This window comes from Methylobacterium amylolyticum, from assembly GCF_030700245.1.
In the GTDB taxonomy this organism is placed as follows: Bacteria; Pseudomonadota; Alphaproteobacteria; order Rhizobiales; family Beijerinckiaceae; genus Methylobacterium.
The window spans coordinates 67467-86854 of sequence record NZ_JAUYZI010000028.1 but is presented as its reverse complement, the minus strand read 5'-3'; the positions used below and the strand labels follow the sequence as shown (position 1 = coordinate 86854).

The following is a 19388-nucleotide window of genomic DNA, read 5'->3' as shown; positions in this document are numbered from 1 at the left end:
GCGAGCCGGGAGCAGCGATGCTTCCTGGGCCGGGCGCCCTGGCCGAGACCGCTCACGTGCGGGCGTAGACCGGGCGGGCTGGAAGACACCGCGACGACAAGATGGCCGGCGGCCCCGGTGACGGGGGCGGTCGGCCACGGGGCGCCGCGGGGGCCGGCTTCCGCGTGTGTCACACGACCAGGGCTCCCGCGGCGTCCCGCGTCCCCTGTTCCGCGTGTGTTGCGTTTTCTTGGGCCATGTCCCCGGCGCGGAACGCGGGTGGGGGCGATCCGCCATGTCCGGAGAACCCCGGACCTGCCCGCCGCCGCGCCACCGTCCTTGCGCGCGCAGCGAAGCAAACCAGCGGCGCCACGTTCGGAGGACGCGCGCTGCCCCGGTCGCTTCGCCTGCGGCTCGCGAGGACGCGGCGGGCTCGATCGACCGGGCGGGGCGGCCGGACACGGCGGCGGCGCGTGCCGGGGCCGAGCGGTGGGCGGGGCCCCGGGCGTTGCATCGGCGGCCCCGGCGCGGCAGACGGCGGGGTGCGTCCGCCGAAGCCGAGGGATGGGACACGATGACGGCCGAGCCGGAGAGCCCCGAACCCGAGATCCCCGATCCCGAGACGTCCGGGTCCCAGACCTTCGAGCCCCAGACCTTCGAGCCCCAGACCTTCGAGCCCCAGACGTCCGGGCCCCCTTCCGGCGACTGGGAGCGGGTGGAGGATGCCGGCTTCATCGCCCATGTCGGCCCGCTCTACGCGCGGGCCGCCGACGGCGCCTACGCCTTCCGCGCGGATCGGCGGCACGCCAACCTGATCGGCGTGGTGCACGGCGGCATGCTGATGAGCGTCGCCGACCGCGCCATGGGGCTGGCGGCGATGCGGGCGGCCGACGGCGCGAACTGCGTCACCGTCCAGTTGGAGACGAAGTTCGTCGATGCCGGCCGGATCGGCGACTGGCTGGTGGTCGTGCCCGAGACGATGAAGCGGACGGCGTCGCTGGTGTTCCTGCGGGCCACCGTCCGTGCCGGAGCGCTCGCCGCCGACGTGGAGGCCGGTTCGGCGCGAGAGAGCGCGTCACAACGGACGCTTGGAGCCGTGCACGGTCGCGACGCGATCGGGAACGGCTCCGGCGACCGGCTGGTCGCCACCGCCGACGGCGTCTGGAAGATCCTGCGCCGCCGGCCCGGTTCCGGCTGAGCCCCCCGTGTCCGAGGGCCGGGTCGGGCGCTATCTGACGGGCCATGAGCGAGGACGCGCCCACCGACCCGACCCTGGACCGCCTCGGCGCGGCGCTCGGCGGCCTGCCCGAGCGTGGGCCGCCGCCGGTGGAGCGCTGGAACCCGCCCGATTGCGGCGACATCGACATCCGCATCGCCGCCGACGGCACGTGGTTCCACAACGGCGCGCCGATCCGCCGCCCGAAGATGGTGCGGCTGTTCTCCACGATCCTCCGGCGCGAGCCCGACGGGCGCACGCGCCTCGTCACGCCGGTGGAGAGCGTCGGCATCACCGTGGACGACGCGGCCTTCGTCGCCGTCGAGATGGCGGTCGAGGGGGCGGGGGAGGGGCGCCGCATCGCCTTCCGCACCAACGTCGACGACCTCGTCCCCGTCGATGCCGAGCACCGCCTGCGCTTCGAGCAGGCGGCGGACGGGGCGCTCAAGCCCTACCTGCACGTGCGCCGCGACCTCTGGGCCCTGGTGACCCGCGCCCTGACCTACGACCTCGTGGAGATGGCCGAGGCGCGCGAGATCGAGGGCGTGCGCTGGCTCGGCCTCTACGCGGGCGGGCAGTTCCACACCATCGCCCCGGCCGTGGACGGGTGAGCGCGCGGCGCGTGAACGACCGAGGCGCGAGCGATCCCCTGGCCGAGTTCCTGGCCCGGGCCGCCGCCGGCCTGTCGCCGACGCCCCCGGGGCCGGACGACCCGACCTCGAACCCCCGCGGCGACCACTCCCTCGACCCGGACGGTTCGGCCGTCATCCCGCCGCCGCCCCACCGGCGCGCCGCCGTGCTGGTGCCGGTGGTGTTCCGCGAAGGCGGCCCGACCCTGGTGCTGACCCTGCGCGCCGCGGGCCTGCGCCAGCATTCCGGCCAGGTGGCGCTCCCCGGTGGCAAGATCGACCCCGACGATCCCGGCCCCGCCGCGGCGGCGCTCCGCGAGGCGCACGAGGAGATCGGCCTGGAGCCCGACGCGGTGCGGGTGCTCGGCTACCTCGACCCCTACCTGTCGGGCACCGCCTTCCTCGTGACCCCGGTGATCGGCCTCGTCGCGCCGGGCGCCGCCTTCCGCCCGAACCCGGAGGAGGTGGCCGAGGTGTTCGAGGTGCCGCTGCCGGTGCTGATGGACCCGGAGCGCTACGTGCTCCGGTCGCGGGAGTGGCAGGGCCGGAACCGCTGGTTCTACGCCATGCCGTTCGGAGAGCGGCTGATCTGGGGCGTCACCGCCGGCATCCTCAACAACCTGCGCGAGCGGCTCTACCCCGAGGGCGGCCCCGCCCCCGGCGACAGCCGGCCCGCGCCGCGCTAACGTCCCCCCATCATGCTGCGTCGCGTCCTGGAAGAGGTCGGCCTCTTCCTGATCCCGTTCGGGCTCTTCCTGCTCTACCTCGTGCTCGCCGGCCGCAACCCGCTGCGGCGGGAGCACTGGGACGCGCAGCTCGTGCGCCTCACCCTGATCGGGCTCGCCGTGGTCATCGCCTCCCTCGTCTACGAGGGGCTGTTCTCCGAGCGCCGGCCGGGGGGCTACGTCCCCGCGCATATGGAGAACGGCCGCCTCGTGCCGGGCGAGTTCCGGTGACACGGTCGCTCGACCGGGCGGGGCCGGCGGCCCTGCTCGCCCGCGGCGGCGTCCGGGCGGCGCTCACCGCCCTCGATGCCCCCGGAGCCGAGACCCGGCTGGTGGGGGGCTGCGTGCGCGACGCCCTGCTCGGCCACCCGGCCGCCGACGTCGATCTCGCCACCACGCTGCTGCCCGACGCCGTGCTGGAGCGGGCGCGGCGGGCGGGGCTCAAGGCGGTGCCGACCGGCATCGCCCACGGCACGATCACCCTGGTGACGGGGGAGGGGCCGGTCGAGGTCACCACCCTGCGCGAGGATGTCGAGACCGACGGCCGCCACGCGATCGTGCGCTTCGGCGGCGACTTTCGCCGGGACGCCGAGCGGCGCGACTTCACCGTCAACGCGCTCTCGCTCGGCGCCGACGGCACCTTGCACGATCCGGTCGGCGGGATCCCCGATCTCGAAGCCGGCCGGGTGCGGTTCATCGGCGATCCGGCCACCCGGATCCGCGAGGACGCCCTGCGCATCCTCCGCTTCTTCCGCTTCCACGCCCGCTTCGGCGCGGGCGCACCCGACGCCCCGGCGCTCGCCGCCTGCATCGCGGCGCGGGACGCCCTCGACCGCCTGTCGCGCGAGCGGGTCCGCGCCGAGTTCCTCAAGCTGCTGACGGCGCCGGGCGCCCCGCTGATGATCGCGACGCTCGGCGATACCGGCCTGCTCCAGCGGATCACCGGCGGCGTGGCCGAACGTGGCCGGTTCGGGCGCAGCCACGCGGCGGGTCAGGCCCCGGCCCTGCGGCTCGCCGCGCTGAGCGTCGCGGGCCATCACGACGCGGAGCGGCTGCGCGAGCGCCTGCGCCTGTCGCGGGCCGAGGAGACGGTGCTGACGGGCTACGCCGCCGTGCTGGCGGCCCTGCACGGGCTGCCGGTGCTGGAAGCCGACGCGGCGCGGGCGCTGGCGGCGATCCACGGCCCCGCGCTCCTGGCGGACGTGCTCGCGATCCTCGCGGGTGAACCGCGCCCGGCGGTGACGCCCGAGGCCCGCGCGGCGGTGGCGACCCTGAGCGGGGCGGGCGCGGCCCCGGTGTTTCCGGTCACCGGCGCCGACCTCGTGGCGCGCGGCATCCGGCCGGGACCGGCGATCGGGCGGGGGCTGGCGGCCGCGCGGCGGGCTTGGCTCGACCAGGGCTGTCCGACCGGAGCGGAGGCCGAGGCGGCCCTGCTGGCGCGGGCTCTCGCAGCGGCGCGAGAGGCATGAAAAAACCGCCCGCGATGCCATCGCGGGCGGCGTGTCCCTAGGCGGTCCGGCTCAGAGCTTCAGCAGCGCCTTGGTCTCCTGGAGCTGGACGATCTGGGCGTTCAGCGCCTCGCGCTTGCTCAGGTTCTCGGTGGCGTCGCGCTGCAGCTCGACCGCCTCGATGTCCTTGTCGAGCGACTCTTGCGACAGTTCCTCGATCGGCGCCGCGCGCTCGGCGAGCACGGTCACCGCGTTCGGGCCGATATCGGCGAAACCGCCGCGGACGTAGATGCGCTTGCCCGAGCCCTGGCTCTCGGTGATCACGATCACCCCGACCCGCAGGGAGGTCAGCACGGGCGCGTGGCCCGGCATCACGGTCATCTCGCCCTCGGTGCCGGGCAACTGCACGGCGGTGACCTCGCCGGAGTACAGCGTCCGCTCGGGGCCGACGAAATCGAAGTGGAAGGTGGCCATCTCAGGACGATCCCGGATCCGCGACGCGCTCTCCTCCCCTTTGCGGGGAGGAGGTGGAGGTGGGGGTGGTGCCGGATGCAGCGCGGCGGTCCCATCTGAACCACCCCCACCCCTACCCCTCCCCGCAAGGGGGAGGGGGGAGCGGCTTACGCCGCCGCCCGCAGCTTCTTGGCCTTCTCCTGGGCCTCCTCGATGGTGCCGACCATGTAGAAGGCCGCCTCGGGGAGGTCGTCGTAGTCGCCGTTCACGAGGCCCTTGAAGCCCTTGATCGTGTCTTCCAGCGCCACCTGCTTGCCCGGCGAACCGGTGAACACCTCGGCCACCGAGAAGGGCTGCGAGAAGAAGCGCTCGATCTTGCGGGCGCGGGCCACCGTCAGCTTGTCCTCCTCGGACAGCTCGTCCATGCCCAGGATCGCGATGATGTCCTGGAGCGCCTTGTAGCGCTGGAGGGTCTGCTGGACCCGGCGGGCCACGTCGTAGTGCTCCTCGCCGAGGATGGTCGGCGACAGCATGCGCGAGGTCGAGTCGAGCGGGTCCACCGCCGGGTAGATGCCCTTCTCGGCGATCGAGCGCGACAGCACGGTCGTGGCGTCGAGGTGGGCGAACGAGGCGGCGGGCGCCGGGTCGGTCAGGTCGTCGGCCGGCACGTAGATCGCCTGGACCGAGGTGATCGAGCCCTTGTTGGTGGTGGTGATGCGCTCCTGGAGGGCGCCCATGTCGGTGGCGAGCGTCGGCTGGTAGCCCACCGCCGACGGGATGCGCCCGAGCAGCGCCGACACCTCGGAGCCGGCCTGCGTGAACCGGAAGATGTTGTCGACGAAGAACAGCACGTCCTGGCCCTCGTCGCGGAACTGCTCCGCGATGGTCAGGCCGGTGAGCGCGACGCGCGAGCGGGCGCCCGGCGACTCGTTCATCTGGCCGTAGACCAGGGCGCACTTGGAGCCCTCGGCCGAGCCGTTGTTCTCCTTGGGGTTCTTGTTGACGTTGGACTCGATCATCTCGTGGTAGAGATCGTTGCCCTCGCGGGTGCGCTCACCCACGCCGGCGAACACCGAGTAGCCCGAGTGCACCTTGGCGATGTTGTTGATCAGCTCCATGATCAGCACGGTCTTGCCGACGCCGGCGCCGCCGAACAGGCCGATCTTGCCGCCCTTGGCGTAGGGGGCGAGCAGGTCCACCACCTTGATGCCGGTGACGAGGATCTGCGCCTCGGTCGACTGCTCGTCGTAGGACGGGGCCGGCTGGTGGATGGCGCGGTAGGTATCGGTCTGGACCGGGCCGGCCTCGTCGATCGGCTCGCCGATGACGTTCATGATGCGGCCGAGCGTGTTCATGCCGACCGGCACCTTGATCGGCTCGCCGGTGTCCGTGCACTCCTGGCCGCGGGTCAGGCCCTCGGAGGTGTCCATCGCGATGCAGCGGACGGTGCTCTCGCCCATCTGCGCGGCGACCTCGAGCACGAGGCGGGCGCCGTTGTTGGTGGTCTCCAGCGCGTTCAGGATCTCGGGCAGGTGGCCCTCGAACTGCACGTCGACCACCGGGCCGATGACCTGGGTGATCTTGCCGACCTTGTTCGAGCCGGTGCCGGGGAGAGCGGTGTTCGCCATGTCCATCCTCGTACTCGCTGCCGACGCGGGGCCGCGCCGAGCCGTGTCCTTTGCCATGTCGGCCGTGCCTCAGGCGTCCTGAAGCTCCAGCCGGAGTTCGATGCGGGCGAGACGCTCGTCGAAGCGGTCCATGCGCCCGTTGACGGTCGCGACCTGCATCTCGACGGCGGTCAGCCGCGACTTCACCTCTTTCAGATCGAGGCGGGCCTCGGATACCTCGCGGCGCAGGGCCCGCAGGTGTTCCAGAACCAGATTCTCGACCTCGTCCGTCATGCTGCGACGCCTCCCGGCGCCGATCGTATCACAGGGCTTCGGCGCCCGAGATGATCTCGATGAGTTCCTTGGTGATCATGGCCTGACGCGTGCGGTTGTAGACCAGCGTCTGCTTCTTGATCATCTCGCCCGCGTTGCGGGTGGCCGAGTCCATGGCGCTCATGCGCGCGCCCTGCTCGGACGCGGCGTTCTCGAGGAGGGCCCGGTAGACCTGGACCGTCAGGTTCTGCGGCAGCAGCGTCTCCAGGATCGCCTCCTCGGAGGGCTCGAATTCCAGCGCCGCGTCGCCGCCCGCGCTCTTCGCACCCGCCTCGGCGGCGGGAAGCTCGGCCGGGATCAGCCGCTGCGCGGTCGGGATCTGCGAGATCACCGAGCGGAACTCGGCGTAGAACAGCGTCGCGACGTCGAACTCGCCGGCCTCGAAGCGGGTCAGGATCTTGTGGGCGATCTCGGAGGCGAACTCGTAATCCACCGGCTTGTTGCCGCGGATGTCCATGTTGTCGATGATCTGGTCGCGGTACTGGCGCCGCAGCAGGTCGTAGCCCTTCTTGCCGACCGTCATGATCTTGACGGTCTTGCCCTCGGCCTGGAGCTTCTGGGCGTACTCGCGCACCGCGAGGCGGGCGATCGACGAGTTGAACGCGCCGGCGAGCCCCCGGTCGCCGGTGCAGACGACCAGCAGGTGGGTCTGCTCCGAGCCGGTGCCGGCGAGCAGGCGCGGGGCGCCGACGCCGCCGATGAGGTTGCCCGCGAGGTTGCCGAGCACGGCCGACATCTTCTCGGCGAAGGGCCGGCCGGCCTCGGCCGCCATCTGCGCGCGGCGCAGCTTGGCCGCGGCGACCATCTGCATGGCCTTGGTGATCTTCTGCGTCGCCTTCACCGAGGTGATGCGGTTGCGCAGGTCCTTCAAACTCGGCATCGGGCGGGGTCCGTCGCAGTGGGCCTCTCCTCCCCCTTGTGGGGAGGAGCCGGAGGTGGGGGTGGTTCCGGATCGAGCGGGGCGGTGCCTCCTGCACCACCCCCACCCCTACCCCTCCCCACCTAGATCGGGCTTGCCCGATCTAGGCAAGCGCAAACCCAATCTCGGACAAGCCCGAGATCGGCGGGGAGGGAAGTGACGGCGCCTCAGTTGATCGACTTGGCCACGCTCTCGACCACGCTCTTCAGCTTGCCGGCGTTCTCGTCCGACAGGTCCTTGGAGGCGGCGATCGCGTCGAGCAGGTCCTTGTGCTTCGTGCGCAGCGTGCCGAGCAGCGCGTCCTCGAAGGGACGCACCTTCGCCACCGGCAGCTTGTCGAGGTAGCCGTTCACGCCGGCGTAGATCACCGCGACCTGCTCCTCCATCTTCAGCGGCGAGAATTGCGGCTGCTTCAGGAGCTCGGTGAGCCGCGAGCCGCGGTTCAGCAGCGCCTGGGTGGAGGCGTCGAGGTCCGAGCCGAACTGCGCGAAGGCGGCCATCTCGCGGTACTGCGCGAGCTCGCCCTTGATCTTGCCGGCGACCTTCTTCATCGCCTTGGTCTGGGCCGAGGAGCCCACCCGCGACACCGAGAGGCCGACGTTCACCGCCGGGCGCACGCCCTGGTAGAACAGGTCGGTCTCGAGGAAGATCTGGCCGTCGGTGATCGAGATCACGTTGGTCGGGATGTAGGCCGAGACGTCGTTGGCCTGGGTCTCGATGACCGGCAGCGCGGTCAGCGAGCCGGCGCCCGCCGCGTCGCCCATCTTGGCGGCGCGCTCCAGCAGACGCGAGTGGAGGTAGAACACGTCGCCCGGATACGCCTCGCGGCCCGGCGGGCGGCGCAGCAGGAGCGACATCTGGCGGTAGGCCACCGCCTGCTTGGACAGATCGTCGTACACGATCACGGCGTGCATGCCGTTATCGCGAAAATACTCGCCCATGGCGCAGCCGGCGAAGGGGGCGATGAACTGCATCGGCGCGGCGTCCGACGCGGTCGCGGCGATGACGATCGAGTACTCCAGCGCGCCCTGGTCCTCCAGCACCTTCACGAACTGGGCGACGGTGGAGCGCTTCTGGCCGACCGCGACGTAGATGCAGTACAGCTTGGCCTTCTCGTCCGAGCCGGCATGGGCCGGCTTCTGGTTGAGGATCGTGTCGAGCGCGATCGCGGTCTTGCCGGTCTGGCGGTCGCCGATGATCAGCTCGCGCTGGCCGCGGCCGACCGGGATCAGCGCGTCGATCGCCTTGAGGCCGGTGGCCATCGGCTCGTGCACCGACTTGCGCGGGATGATGCCGGGCGCCTTCACGTCGACGCGGCGGCGCTCGGTCGACTGGATCGGGCCCTTGCCGTCGATCGGGTTGCCGAGCGCGTCGACCACGCGGCCGAGCAGGCCCTTGCCGACCGGCACGTCCACGATGGCGCCGGTGCGCTTGACGGTCTGGCCTTCCTTGATCTCGCGGTCGGAGCCGAAGATCACGATGCCGACGTTGTCCTGTTCGAGGTTCAGGGCCATGCCGCGCACGCCCGACTCGAACTCGACCATCTCGCCGGCCTGGACGTTGTCGAGGCCGTAGGCGCGGGCGATGCCGTCGCCGACGGAGAGCACCTGACCGACCTCGGAGACCTCGGCCTCCTCGCCGAAGTTCTTGATCTGGTCCTTCAGGATCGCGGAGATCTCGGCGGCGCGGATGTCCATTCTCGGGCCTCTGTCGCTGATGCGTTCGTGTCGCGTGTTCGGGTCGGATGCGGGCGCTAGCGGGCGGCGCGCATCGCGAGGCGGATGCCGTTGAGCTTGGTCTTGAGCGAGGCGTCGACCATGCGCGAGCCCATCTTCACGACGAGGCCGCCGATCAGGCTGGGATCGACCACGAGGTCGACGTCGACGTCGGCCTTGGCGATGTCGCGCAGGGAGCTGCGGATCTCCTCGATCAGGGCGTCGGAGGGCTTCTCGGCCACCCGCACCTCGGCGGAGACGATGCCCTTGCCCTCGCGCACCAGGGCGCGGAACGCCCGGATCATGTCCGGCAGCGCGAACAGGCGGCGGTTGGTGGCCACCAGCCGGATGAAGTTGGCGGCGAGCCCGGTGATGCCGGCCTTGTCGAGGACGGCGCCGACGGCGGCGGCCTGCTCCTCGGCGCTGAAGACCGGGCTGCGCACGAGGCGGCGCAGGTCGGCGCTCTCCTTCAGCAGGGCGTCGAAGGCGTCGAGCGACGCCAGGACCGCGTCGGTCTGGCGCTCGTCGCGGGCCAGCTCGAACAGGGCGGAAGCGTACCGGCCCGCCACGCCTGCGACCAGGGGACCAGCCTCGGAACCGTTCTGCGCCACCCGTCGCTCTCTTCTCTCGTTGCCCGCCCGTCCCCGGCCTCGACGGTCGAGAAGACGGTGGCGAGGCCGGCCAAGGACTTCGTCCAGGACTTGGGATCGCGCCGGCATCGGATCGGGCGGAACCGCCCCCGACCGGCGCGGCGACCGCCTAGCATGGCGGAACGGACCGGCGCAAGGCGAGGGTTCCGGGTGCGCGACAGCGCGGCGGAAGTGTGACCGACCACTTCCGTATGAATCGGGCGTTTCGATACTCAACTGGGGGAGGAGGATTGCCGGGGCGCGTCAGATCCGATGCGCTGTCACGAGATCGGCGATGCCCTGCACGCCGTGGACCGTGCCGGCTGCGACCTGCCAGACGGAGCGGACCCGCGGCATCGCGGCGATGGGCGTCCGGATCGGCCCTTCGAAGACGAGCCGGTGCCCCCAGAGCCGTTGCGGCACGCGGATGCCGACGAAGTTGGCGGCCGACGTGTGCTCGAACAGCGCCGCTGCCAGTTCATCCGGTCGAGCGATCGAGAAGCCCTGCGCGAGCCACCACCGCGCTTTTGCCGGACTGCCGCCTGCCGGATCGAGCAGGTAGCCCGTCACCTTGGAGAGCGGGACGTTGAACCCGGCCGGCCACGCGATGTACGGCCGCATCACCGGCGGCTGCGGTGATCCCGCAGTTGCTCGCGCGTCAGCGTGGCGAGACCCGTGAACGGTGCGTCGAACTCGATGTCGAACGCTTCCGCTTCGCCCCAGACGGCCACGACGGTCCCCACCGTGCCGGCCGGCACGGCCTCACCATCGTCGGTCCGCGCCTCGACAGCGAGGGTCACGCTATCGAGCTCATCGATCGCGAAGCGGCGCCCGCGCTCGCGGCTCGTGAAGGCGGGACGGTCTGGACCTGCGAACGTCACGGTTGAGCCTCGCATCCTCAGTGGAGCAGTCTGGCTCTGCGTCCGTGCCAGCGCAAGCACGGACGCGATCCGTAGGTGGTCTCTTCAGCAGGCCAGCCGGTCGCAGCGCCGGGTGCTGGCGATCATCTTCGCCAGGGCGCGGGCGCCCGGATGGCCGAGGATGCCGCCGTTGCCGAGCACGTAGGAGGGCGTGGCGTAGAGGCCGAGATCGGCCGCCATCCGCATCTGGCTCTTCAGGGCGAGGCGCACCTCCTCGCTGTCGGCGATCTCCTCCAGCTCCGCCTGCGGCACGCCCAGCGCCGCGGCGGCGGCGAGCGCTCCGGGGCCGTCGATCCGGCCGGGCTTGGACAGGAGCGTGCGGTAGAAGCCCCAGGCGGCGGCCGAGCCGAGCTTGCGCTGCACGGCGAGCATCACCTTGGCCGCCTGCGCCGATTGCGGCGACAGGATCGGATTCTGTACGAGGCCGATCCGCAGGGTCGGGTCGGTCTCGTTGAGCGCCATCACGTCGGCCGCCGCCTTGCGGCAGTAGGGGCAGTTGAAGTCGAAGAACTCGTAGAGCGTGGTGTCGGCGTCCCTGGGGCCGGCATAGGTGACGCCGCGCAGCGCCGGGATCTGGCCGGTGATCTCGCCGGGCAGCACCGAGTTGGCGACCGCCTTGCCGTCGTCGCCCGTGACCGCGACGCGCTGGCCGTAGGATTGGGCGGCGGCCCGCCCCGGTGCGAGGCCGGCGGCGCCGGCTGCGGCGCAGGTCGCGGCAGCGGTGAGGAGGCGGCGGCGGTCGAGGGGCATTCCGGATCCCGGGTCAGTCGCGGCGGGCGCCGCGGCCCGGCCGCTATCCGGCAATCCCGGCCGCGGCAAGGCGGCGCCGCGTCCCGGATCTACCGCAGGCCGCCAGGCCGGTCGCCGACCGCCCAGTCCAGCGCCCGTTCCAGCCGGTCGTTGCCCCAGAACAGCTCGCCGTCCTCGGTCAGGAAGGTCGGGGCGCCGTAGATCCCGCGCGAGCGCGCCTCCTCGACGTTGACGCGCAGCCGGGTCTTGTTGGCCTCCGAGGCGGCGGCGCGCACGGTCTGGGTCCCGTCGAGGCCGAGCGTGTCGAGGATCCCGGCCACCGCCGCCGGCTCGGCGATGGAGCGCCCCTCGGAGAAGCTCGCGGAGAACACCGCCTTCGAGAACGGCACCAGCCAGTCCTGATCCTGGCCGAGCACCGCCACGCGCACGGCGCTGAGGCTGTTCTGCGGGAACGGGTCGGGCCGGGTGATCGGCGGCAGGCCGTGGCGGGCGGCCTCGCGCTCCAGGTCGCGCCACATGTTGCGGCCCTTGGCCGGGTAGACGTTGAACGGCGAGGTGGTCCACCCCTGCGCGGCGAAGAGCGGACCGAGCAGGAACGGCCGCCAGCGCACCGCCACGCCCGCCGCCTCCGCCGCCGCCCCGATGCGCTGGGCCGCGAGGTGCGAGTAGGTCGAGGCGAACTCGTACCAGAACTCCAGGGTGGGCTGGCGCGCCATCGGTCTCGCTTCTCCGGTCCTCGTCCTGCGGCGGGGCGACACGCAAGACCGGCGCCTCGCTCGCACCGACTCAAGGCGGCGGTGAGGCGGAACGCGGTCCGTCCCCGGAACCCGCATACGCGCGGGCCGGCACGCGGGTTGCAGCGACCGATGGCAGCCGCGTGTTGCAGGGGCGAGCCCTGCGCGATAAGCCGCCGCGACCCCGCCCCGCGCTCCGGAAGCCGCATGTCCGCTCCCCAGAACAAGTCCGTGAAGAAGGTCGTGCTGGCCTATTCCGGCGGCCTCGACACCTCGATCATCCTGAAGTGGCTCCAGACCACCTACGGCTGCGAGGTCGTCACCTTCACCGCCGACCTCGGCCAGGGCGAGGAGCTGGAGCCGGCGCGGCGGAAGGCGCAGCTCCTGGGCATCAAGGACGAGAACATCTTCATCGAGGACCTGCGCGAGGAGTTCGTCCGCGACTACGTGTTCCCGATGTTCCGCGCGAACGCGGTCTACGAAGGCGTCTATCTGCTGGGCACCTCGATCGCCCGGCCGCTCATCGCCAAGAAGCAGATCGAGATCGCCGAGCGGGTCGGCGCCGACGCGGTCTGTCACGGCGCCACCGGCAAGGGCAACGATCAGGTCCGGTTCGAGCTGGGCTACTACGCGCTGAAGCCCGACGTGACGGTGATCGCCCCCTGGCGCGAATGGGACCTGCGCTCGCGCGAGCAGCTCATCGCGTTCGCCGAGCAGCACCAGATCCCGATCGCCAAGGACAAGCGCGGCGAGAGCCCGTTCTCGGTGGACGCCAACCTCCTGCACGCCTCGTCCGAGGGCAAGGTGCTGGAGGACCCGGCGGTCGAGGTGCCGGACTACGTCTACTCGCGCACCCTCTCGCCCGAGGAGGCGCCCGACCAGCCGACCGTCATCACGATCGGCTTCGAGCGCGGTGATGCGGTCTCGATCGACGGGGAGGCGCTGTCGCCCGCTGCGCTGCTCGCGCGGCTGAACGCGCTAGGGCACGCCAACGGCATCGGCCGGCTCGACCTCGTCGAGAACCGCTTCGTCGGCATGAAGAGCCGCGGCATGTACGAGACGCCCGGCGGCACCATCCTGCTGCCGGCCCACCGCGCCATCGAGTCGATCACGCTGGACCGCGGCGCCGCCCACCTCAAGGACCAGCTCATGCCGCAATACGCGGAGCTGATCTACAACGGCTTCTGGTTCTCGCCGGAGCGCGAGATGCTCCAGGCGCTGATCGACAGGAGCCAGGAGAAGGTCACCGGCAGCGTGCGGCTGAAGCTCTACAAGGGCGGCGTGCACGTGATCGGCCGGACGAGCCCGCACTCGCTCTACGATCAGGATCTCGTGACCTTCGAGGAGGGCGCGGTGGCCTACGACCACCGGGACGCGGCGGGCTTCATCAAGCTCAACGCCCTGCGGCTGCGCACGCTGGCCCAACGCGGGAAGCGCGAGGGCTGAGGCCCCGCCCTCGACGACAGCGCTTTCCGCCGAACTGGATGCCGGTCCGACGCGAGCGAGCGCGTCGAAACGACGGCTCCACGTCGACGGATGCCGAGTCAGCGGATGTCGAGGAAGGCGTCGTCGTTCGAGACGATGAGGACGCGCAGGTCCGCGTCCGGCCGGTAGTCCCGCGCCTCCCAGACGAAGGTGGTGGGACCGGTCTTGCGCACCCCCGTGCGGCAGAAGCTGACGAGGGCGTCCGGCCGGCCCTTGTCGACCGTCAGGGTGAAGCGGCCGATCCGGCCCGCCCAGTTCCGGGCGGTGGTGACGATGTAGGGCACCTCGACGGCGCGGGTCAGCCCGCCCTCCCGGGCCGCGGCGAGGCGGCGGATGCCGGCGACGCCGGCGTCGTCGAGGCAGTAGCGGGCGCGGTAGTCGCGGCCTGCGGCCTCCTTGGCCGAGAGCAGGTGGTTGCCCTTCACCGGGACGTAGCCGTGGGAGACGCGCAGGTCGCGCCCGGCCGGGAAGACCTGTTCCCAGTGGAACTTCGCGGTGCTGCGCCAGTGCGGCAGTACCTCGTCGCCCGCCGCGGTGACGAGACCCTCGTCCGCCAGCGCTGTCCGGTCGGCGGGAGCGAGGCGTTTCAGCGCCGCCTCCAGGTCGGCCCGGCGCAGCGGGTTGAGGGGCAGGCCGCGGCGTCGGAGCGCGTCCGTCACCTCGCGCGGCCCGAGGAAGGCCCGCTCCTCCAGCGCCGGGGTGATCGCGGCGCCGTCAACGGTCACGGTGAAGCCGACGAAGTTGGCGCGGTCCTCGAAGGGCAGCGACAGGGCGCTCAGCGCGAGGGCGTCCCCGTCGATGTCGGGCAGCGGGAAGGCGACGCGCAGCGTCCGTGGCGCGTCGGAGCGGTTGCGGAACACGTAGTCCACGGAGATCCGGTCGACGCCGATCCGCAGATCCTCGCTGACGAGCTCGACCTCCGGGTCGGACACCAGGACGAGGCCGCCGGCATCGAGCGCCGCCGCGCTGTCGTTGGCCCGCGCCGGGCCGGCTGGCGCGAAGAGAACCGCCAAGAGAACGGCCAAGAGGGCCGCCAAGAGAAACGCCGAAAGGGCGGCCGCACCGCGCCGAACCGCCCGCGTCCCGCTCCAGCAACTCATCGCGCTCCCCGATATAGCCTCGCCGCCGTCAGCTAAGCCTGGCCGCAAGACGGAGCAACCGCCTCAGCCGCGCAGGCAACTCATCAGGCCTTCGACCTGGCCGAAGCGAGCCTGGATGCGGGCGGCGACGCGGCGCAGGGCCGGCGTCGGCCGGCCGGCGCTGCGCAGGATCGGGTTCGGCAGGGAGGCGGCGAGCAGGACCGCCTCGGACCGGGTCAGGTCGCGCGCGTCCTTGTGGAACCAGTGGCGGCTGGCGGCCTGGGCGCCGTAGATCCCGTCGCCCCACTCGGCGACGTTGAGGTAGATCTCCATCATCCGCCGCTTGCCCCACAGGGCGTCGAGGGCGAGCGCGAGCGGGATCTCCAGCGCCTTGCGGATGTAGGACCGGCCCGGCCACAGGAAGACGTTCTTGACCGTCTGCATGGCGATGGTCGAGGCGCCGCGCGAGGGCGCGTCCTCGTCCTCCACCACCTCGCGCAGCGCGCCGAAATCGACCCCGTGGTCGAGGCAGAAGCGCTGGTCCTCGGAGGCGATCACCGCCTGGGGCAGGGCGGGGGCGATGGCCGACAGGGGGACGGCATCGCGAGTCACCGGCTGGCCGCTCAACCAGCGGCCGAGCATCAGGGTCGACGGCGGCGTCACCGCGCTATAGACGAGCGCCAGCGCGAGGACGAGGACGAACCCGATGCCGGGGAGGAGGATCACGAATCCCACCAGCCGCCGTCCCCGCCGCGAGCGGCGCAGCCGCCCGAGCGAGAGCGGGCGCGCTCCCTTCCGCCTCTCGCGGGGCTCGACTCTGATCTCGTCCTCCCGCACCGCGACGCTTCCACCCTCCCGCACGGCCAGATCCGGATTCGGCGCCCGATGACCTCGACCCCTCAAACGCAGGCCCCCACCGCTTCGGTCAAGCTGGACCCGGCCGCGCCGGAGTTTTCCCACAGGCTGACCCGGGTCGCCGCGACGGTCGAGACCTTTCTGGTCGAGCGTCTCGGGCCGGAGGTCGGCCCCGGCGAGATCGCCCGGCCGCCGCGGCTGATGGAGGCCATGCGCCACGCGGTGCTGGGCGGCGGCAAGCGGCTGCGGCCGTTCCTGGCGATCGAGACCGCGCGGATGCTCGGCGGCTCGGAGGCCGCGGCGCTGGCCGCCGGCGCGGGCGTCGAACTCGTCCACTGCTACTCGCTGGTCCACGACGACCTGCCGGCGATGGACGACGACGACATGCGCCGCGGCAAGCCCACCGTCCACAAGGCCTACGACGAGGCCACCGCGATCCTCGTGGGCGACGCCCTCCAGACGCTGGCCTTCGAGATCGTCGCCGACCCGGCGTGGCAGCCCGACCCGCGGGTGCGCGCCGACCTCGTGCTCGGGCTCGCCCGCGCCTCGGGGCTCGGCGGCATGGTCGGCGGCCAGCTCCTCGACCTCGGCGCCGAGGGGCGCTTCGGCCCCGCGCAGCTCGACGTGGACGATACCCTGCGGATGCAGGCGATGAAGACCGGCGCGATCCTCGCCTTCTCGGTGGAGGCGGGCGCGATCGTCGGCGGCGCCGACGAGGGCCAGCGCGCGGCGCTCCTGCGCTACGGCCACGCGCTGGGACAGGCCTTCCAGATCGCCGACGACATCCTCGACCGCGAGGCGTCTCCCGAGGCGATGGGCAAGGCCACCGGCAAGGACAAGGACGCGGGCAAGGCCACCCTCGTCGACCGCCTGGGCGTCGACGGCGCCCGGACCGAGTGCGACCGGCTGGTCGGCGTCTGCGAGGACGCGGTCGCCGCCTGGGGCGAGGGCGCGCGGACCCTGCGCGACGCGGCGCGGTTCACGGTGGCGCGCAAGGCCTGACGCGATCCGCCTCCTCCCCCTCGCGGGGGGGCGTTCGAGGTCGGGGTGGTGCCGCGTGCGGTGCGGCGGTCCCTTCTGAACCGCCCCCACCCCCAGCCCCTCCCCGCAAAGGGGGAGGGGACAAACCTCAGCCCCGCCCGACGAACGGCATCTTCGTGGCCATCACGGTCATGAACTGCACGTTGGCCTCCAGCGGCAGGCTCGCCATCGAGAGCACCGCCTGGCCGACATGGTCGGGGTGCATCACCGCCTCGGCGCGGACCGAGCCGTCGGCCTGGGGCACGCCCGCCTTCATCTTGCCGCCCATCGGCGTGTCGGCGTTGCCGATGTCGATCTGGCCGCAGGCGATGTCGTAGGCGCGCCCGTCGAGCGAGGTCGACTTGGTGATGCCCGTGACCGCGTGCTTGGTGGCGGTGTAGGCGATCGAGTTCGGGCGCGGCGCGTGGGCCGAGATCGAGCCGTTGTTGATGATTCGGCCGCCCCGCGGGCTCTGGTCGCGCATGATCCGGAAGGCGTGCTGCGTGCACAGGAAGATCGCGGTCAGGTTGGTGTCGACCACGCCCCGCCACGTCTCCAGCGGCAGGTCCTCCAGCGGCACCGGCGGCGCGCCGATCCCGGCGTTGTTGAACAGCAGGTCGAGCCGCCCGAAGCGCTCGACGGTCTGCGCGAACAGCCCGGCGATCGAGTCGGGATCGGTCACGTCGGTCGGCACGACCAGGACCCGCTCGGCGGGGATCTCGGCCGCGACCTCGTCGAGGGGCTGGCGGCGCCGGCCCGAGAGCACCACGCTCCACCCGGCTCCGGCCAGTGCCAGGGCGGAGGCCCGGCCGACGCCGGTGCCCGCACCCGTCACGATCGCGATCCGGCTCGGCTCTGACATGCTGTCCTCCCGTGAATCCTGCCCGGCTCGATCGTGTCGGATCATGGCTCGGGATGCGCGTTTCGAAGACCGCGCGCCGGGATGGAATGTCCTTCGGCGCGGTCCGCACTAGCCTGTAACGGAGCGGCGGGTCCGCGCGAAGACGGAGCCGGTTTCACGAAGCCGTTCGCGTCGCCTGTCCGGCACCGCCCGGGGCTGGCCGGGTGCGGCGGGGGCCTGGAGGGGACGATGCGGGCGGGCGGGCCGGGCGATGGGAGCGTGTCGGGACGCCGGGGGATGGGCCGGGAGGCGGGCCGGTGAGCGCGCCCGAGGTCCCTTTCCTCGACGGCCTCGACCCGCCCGCCGCCGCGGCGGTGCGGGCGCGCATGGTCTCGGTGGCGGTGCCGGGCGGGACCGTCCTGTTCGAGCAGGGCGAGCCCGGCGACGCGCTCTACACCCTGGTCTCGGGCGCGGTCGGCGTCTCGGCCCGCGACCACCACGGCGTCTCCAGCCGGCTGGCGCGCCTGCGCCCGCCCGAGAGCTTCGGCGAGATGGCGCTGCTCTCCGACGCACCCCGGGCGGCGACCGTGGTGGCCCTGCGCGACACCAACCTGCTGCGGCTCACCCGCCCGGCCTTCGAGGCGGTGATCGGCGAGCACCCGCACACGCTGCTGTACTTCGCCCGCATGCTCGCCGACCGGCTGCGCCAGATCTACCGGGGCTACTCGGTCAACCACGCGCCGCGCACCTTCACGGTGCTCGCCGTGACCGAGGGGATCGACGCCGCCGCCTTCGCCCGGCGGCTCGCGGCCGCCTTCGACGAGATCCTCCCGGGCCGGACCGGCTGCCTCGCCGCGTGGCCCGAGGACGCCGACGAGGCGTGGTTCCACGCCTTCGAGACCGGCCACGCCCGGACCCTGTTCGTCGCGCACGAGGTCGACTGCCCGTGGTGCCGGCTGTGCCGCCGCCACGCCGACCACGTGCTGCTGCTCGCCGAGCCCGACGCCCCGCTCAGGGCCGGCGCCGCCGATTACCTCGCCCGGGTCCGCTCCGACTGGATCCGCACCGACATCGTGGTGCATCAGGAGGCCGGCGCATCCCGGCCCCGCGCCCTCCACCCCGCAGTCGCCGCCCTGTCGGCGGCCATGCGGATCCACGTCCGCCACGGGCACGCGGCCGATGTCTGCCGTCTGGCCCGGCTCGCGAGCGGATCGGCGCGCGGCCTCGTCCTCGGCGGCGGGGGAGCCCGGGCGCTCGCCCATCTCGGCGTGCTGCGGGCGCTGGAGGAGACCGGCCACGGCCCGGACTTCGTCGGCGGCACCAGCATGGGCGCGGTGATCGCCGCGAGCCTCGCCCTGGGCATGAGCGTGGCGGAGATCCGCGCCGACACCCACGCCGCCTTCGTCGGCCGCAACCCGCTCAACGACTACACCCTGCCGTTCCACGCGCTCACCCGCGGCGCCAAGGTCGATGCCGGCCTGGCCGAGCGCTACGGCGACGCCCGGATCGAGGACCTGTGGCTGCCGTTCTTCTGCGTGTCGTCGAACCTGACCACCGGCCGGGCGATGGTGCACCGGGAGGGTCCGCTGGCCACGGCGCTCCGCGCCAGCATCGCCATCCCCGGGCTGTTGCCGCCGGTGGTGAGCGACGACGGCGTGCTGGTCGACGGCGGCATGATGAACAACCTGCCCGCCGACATCGCCGCCGGGCTGGAGCGCGGGCCGGTGCTGGCGGTCGATGTCGGCAGCGACCGCGCTTTCGAGGAGATGCCCGCCCGGGACTGGCGCGGCCGGCTGGTGCGCCGCCTCTCCGGCGCGCCGTCGGCGATGCCGACCCTGGCGCCGCTGCTGCTGCGCGCGGCCACGGTGTCGAGCGACGCGCAGACCCTGATGGCGGCCGCCCACGCCACCGCCCTGCTCCGGCCGCCGCTCGCCGGCATCGACCTGCGCGCTTGGTCGAGCCTCGGCGAGAGCGCCGAGCTCGGCTACCGCGACGCCCGGGCGGCCATCGCGGCGGGCAAGCTCGCCGGCTGGCTCGATCCGATGGGCTGA

At 72.5% G+C, this 19388-nt stretch carries 21 protein-coding genes; 8 read left to right on the top strand and 13 right to left on the bottom strand.

The genetic code is table 11. The features are described 5' to 3' along the window. Positions 1–553 precede the first annotated feature (553 nt). From Q8W71_RS19770 to Q8W71_RS19750, 5 genes are read left to right on the top strand one after another with little or no spacing between them, the layout of a single operon-like run. Positions 554–1177: a PaaI family thioesterase gene (locus Q8W71_RS19770; RefSeq protein WP_305527115.1), complete on the top strand. Its 624-nt coding sequence runs from the start codon at positions 554–556 to the stop codon at positions 1175–1177. 44 nt (positions 1178–1221) lie between these two features. Further along, positions 1222–1806 (top strand): DUF1285 domain-containing protein, encoded by a 585-nt coding sequence (locus Q8W71_RS19765; protein ID WP_305527114.1) that lies wholly within the window; start codon positions 1222–1224, stop codon positions 1804–1806. An 11-nt stretch (positions 1807–1817) separates the two neighbouring features. Continuing rightward, a complete protein-coding gene (locus Q8W71_RS19760; RefSeq protein ID WP_305527113.1) occupies positions 1818–2510 on the top strand; it encodes a CoA pyrophosphatase in 693 nt (230 codons plus the stop codon). Positions 2511–2522: 12 nt separating this feature from the next. Continuing rightward, complete coding sequence (locus Q8W71_RS19755; RefSeq protein ID WP_305527112.1) at positions 2523–2780, top strand: DUF6111 family protein; 258 nt, start codon at positions 2523–2525, stop codon at positions 2778–2780. Then, entirely contained in the window at positions 2777–4018 is a 1242-nt protein-coding gene (locus Q8W71_RS19750) for a CCA tRNA nucleotidyltransferase (RefSeq protein ID WP_305527111.1), read from the top strand. The genes Q8W71_RS19755 and Q8W71_RS19750 overlap by 4 nt, the downstream gene beginning before the upstream one ends. A 51-nt stretch (positions 4019–4069) precedes the next feature. Here Q8W71_RS19750 and Q8W71_RS19745 read toward each other — a convergent pair whose 3' ends face one another. From Q8W71_RS19745 to Q8W71_RS19700, 10 genes are all read right to left on the bottom strand, one after another. Continuing rightward, entirely contained in the window at positions 4070–4471 is a 402-nt protein-coding gene (locus Q8W71_RS19745; RefSeq protein ID WP_305527110.1) for a F0F1 ATP synthase subunit epsilon, read from the bottom strand. Between the two features lie 146 nt (positions 4472–4617). Continuing rightward, positions 4618–6078, bottom strand: coding sequence for a F0F1 ATP synthase subunit beta (atpD, locus tag Q8W71_RS19740; protein ID WP_305527109.1), 1461 nt, complete (start codon positions 6076–6078; stop codon positions 4618–4620). Between the two features lie 69 nt (positions 6079–6147). Next, a complete protein-coding gene (locus tag Q8W71_RS19735; RefSeq protein WP_305527108.1) occupies positions 6148–6351 on the bottom strand; it encodes a hypothetical protein in 204 nt (67 codons plus the stop codon). A 28-nt stretch (positions 6352–6379) separates the two neighbouring features. After that, positions 6380–7270, bottom strand: a complete 891-nt coding sequence (locus Q8W71_RS19730) for a F0F1 ATP synthase subunit gamma (protein ID WP_305527107.1) — start codon at positions 7268–7270, stop codon at positions 6380–6382. Between the two features lie 206 nt (positions 7271–7476). Beyond that, entirely contained in the window at positions 7477–9006 is a 1530-nt protein-coding gene (atpA, locus tag Q8W71_RS19725; protein ID WP_305527106.1) for a F0F1 ATP synthase subunit alpha, read from the bottom strand. A 56-nt stretch (positions 9007–9062) separates the two neighbouring features. Next, positions 9063–9635 (bottom strand): F0F1 ATP synthase subunit delta, encoded by a 573-nt coding sequence (locus tag Q8W71_RS19720; RefSeq protein WP_305527105.1) that lies wholly within the window; start codon positions 9633–9635, stop codon positions 9063–9065. Between the two features lie 282 nt (positions 9636–9917). Then, positions 9918–10274: a DUF6883 domain-containing protein gene (locus tag Q8W71_RS19715; protein ID WP_305527104.1), complete on the bottom strand. Its 357-nt coding sequence runs from the start codon at positions 10272–10274 to the stop codon at positions 9918–9920. Beyond that, complete coding sequence (locus Q8W71_RS19710) at positions 10274–10453, bottom strand: hypothetical protein (RefSeq protein ID WP_305527103.1); 180 nt, start codon at positions 10451–10453, stop codon at positions 10274–10276. The genes Q8W71_RS19715 and Q8W71_RS19710 overlap by 1 nt, the downstream gene beginning before the upstream one ends. A gap of 165 nt (positions 10454–10618) precedes the next feature. After that, entirely contained in the window at positions 10619–11323 is a 705-nt protein-coding gene (locus tag Q8W71_RS19705) for a DsbA family protein (RefSeq protein ID WP_305527102.1), read from the bottom strand. 89 nt (positions 11324–11412) lie between these two features. Further along, the gene (locus Q8W71_RS19700; protein ID WP_305527101.1) at positions 11413–12039 is read right to left on the bottom strand and encodes a 2-hydroxychromene-2-carboxylate isomerase; all 627 of its coding nucleotides are present in this window, start codon (positions 12037–12039) and stop codon (positions 11413–11415) included. A gap of 225 nt (positions 12040–12264) precedes the next feature. On the opposite strand from Q8W71_RS19700, the gene Q8W71_RS19695 reads away from it, so the two are divergent. Then, on the top strand, positions 12265–13503 hold the full coding sequence (locus tag Q8W71_RS19695; RefSeq protein ID WP_305527100.1) for an argininosuccinate synthase: 1239 nt from the start codon (positions 12265–12267) through the stop codon (positions 13501–13503). Positions 13504–13601: 98 nt separating this feature from the next. Here Q8W71_RS19695 and Q8W71_RS19690 read toward each other — a convergent pair whose 3' ends face one another. Continuing rightward, positions 13602–14555, bottom strand: a complete 954-nt coding sequence (locus Q8W71_RS19690; RefSeq protein WP_305527099.1) for a DUF4424 family protein — start codon at positions 14553–14555, stop codon at positions 13602–13604. 150 nt (positions 14556–14705) lie between these two features. After that, positions 14706–15356, bottom strand: a complete 651-nt coding sequence (mtgA, locus tag Q8W71_RS19685; protein ID WP_305527098.1) for a monofunctional biosynthetic peptidoglycan transglycosylase — start codon at positions 15354–15356, stop codon at positions 14706–14708. Positions 15357–15506: 150 nt separating this feature from the next. Between mtgA and Q8W71_RS19680 the strand changes: the two genes are divergently transcribed. Then, positions 15507–16478: a polyprenyl synthetase family protein gene (locus tag Q8W71_RS19680; protein WP_305527097.1), complete on the top strand. Its 972-nt coding sequence runs from the start codon at positions 15507–15509 to the stop codon at positions 16476–16478. A 127-nt stretch (positions 16479–16605) separates the two neighbouring features. On the opposite strand, the gene Q8W71_RS19675 is transcribed toward Q8W71_RS19680, so the two are convergent. After that, positions 16606–17358, bottom strand: a complete 753-nt coding sequence (locus Q8W71_RS19675) for an SDR family oxidoreductase (RefSeq protein ID WP_305527096.1) — start codon at positions 17356–17358, stop codon at positions 16606–16608. 296 nt (positions 17359–17654) lie between these two features. Between Q8W71_RS19675 and Q8W71_RS19670 the strand changes: the two genes are divergently transcribed. Then, a complete protein-coding gene (locus Q8W71_RS19670; protein ID WP_305527095.1) occupies positions 17655–19388 on the top strand; it encodes a patatin-like phospholipase family protein in 1734 nt (577 codons plus the stop codon).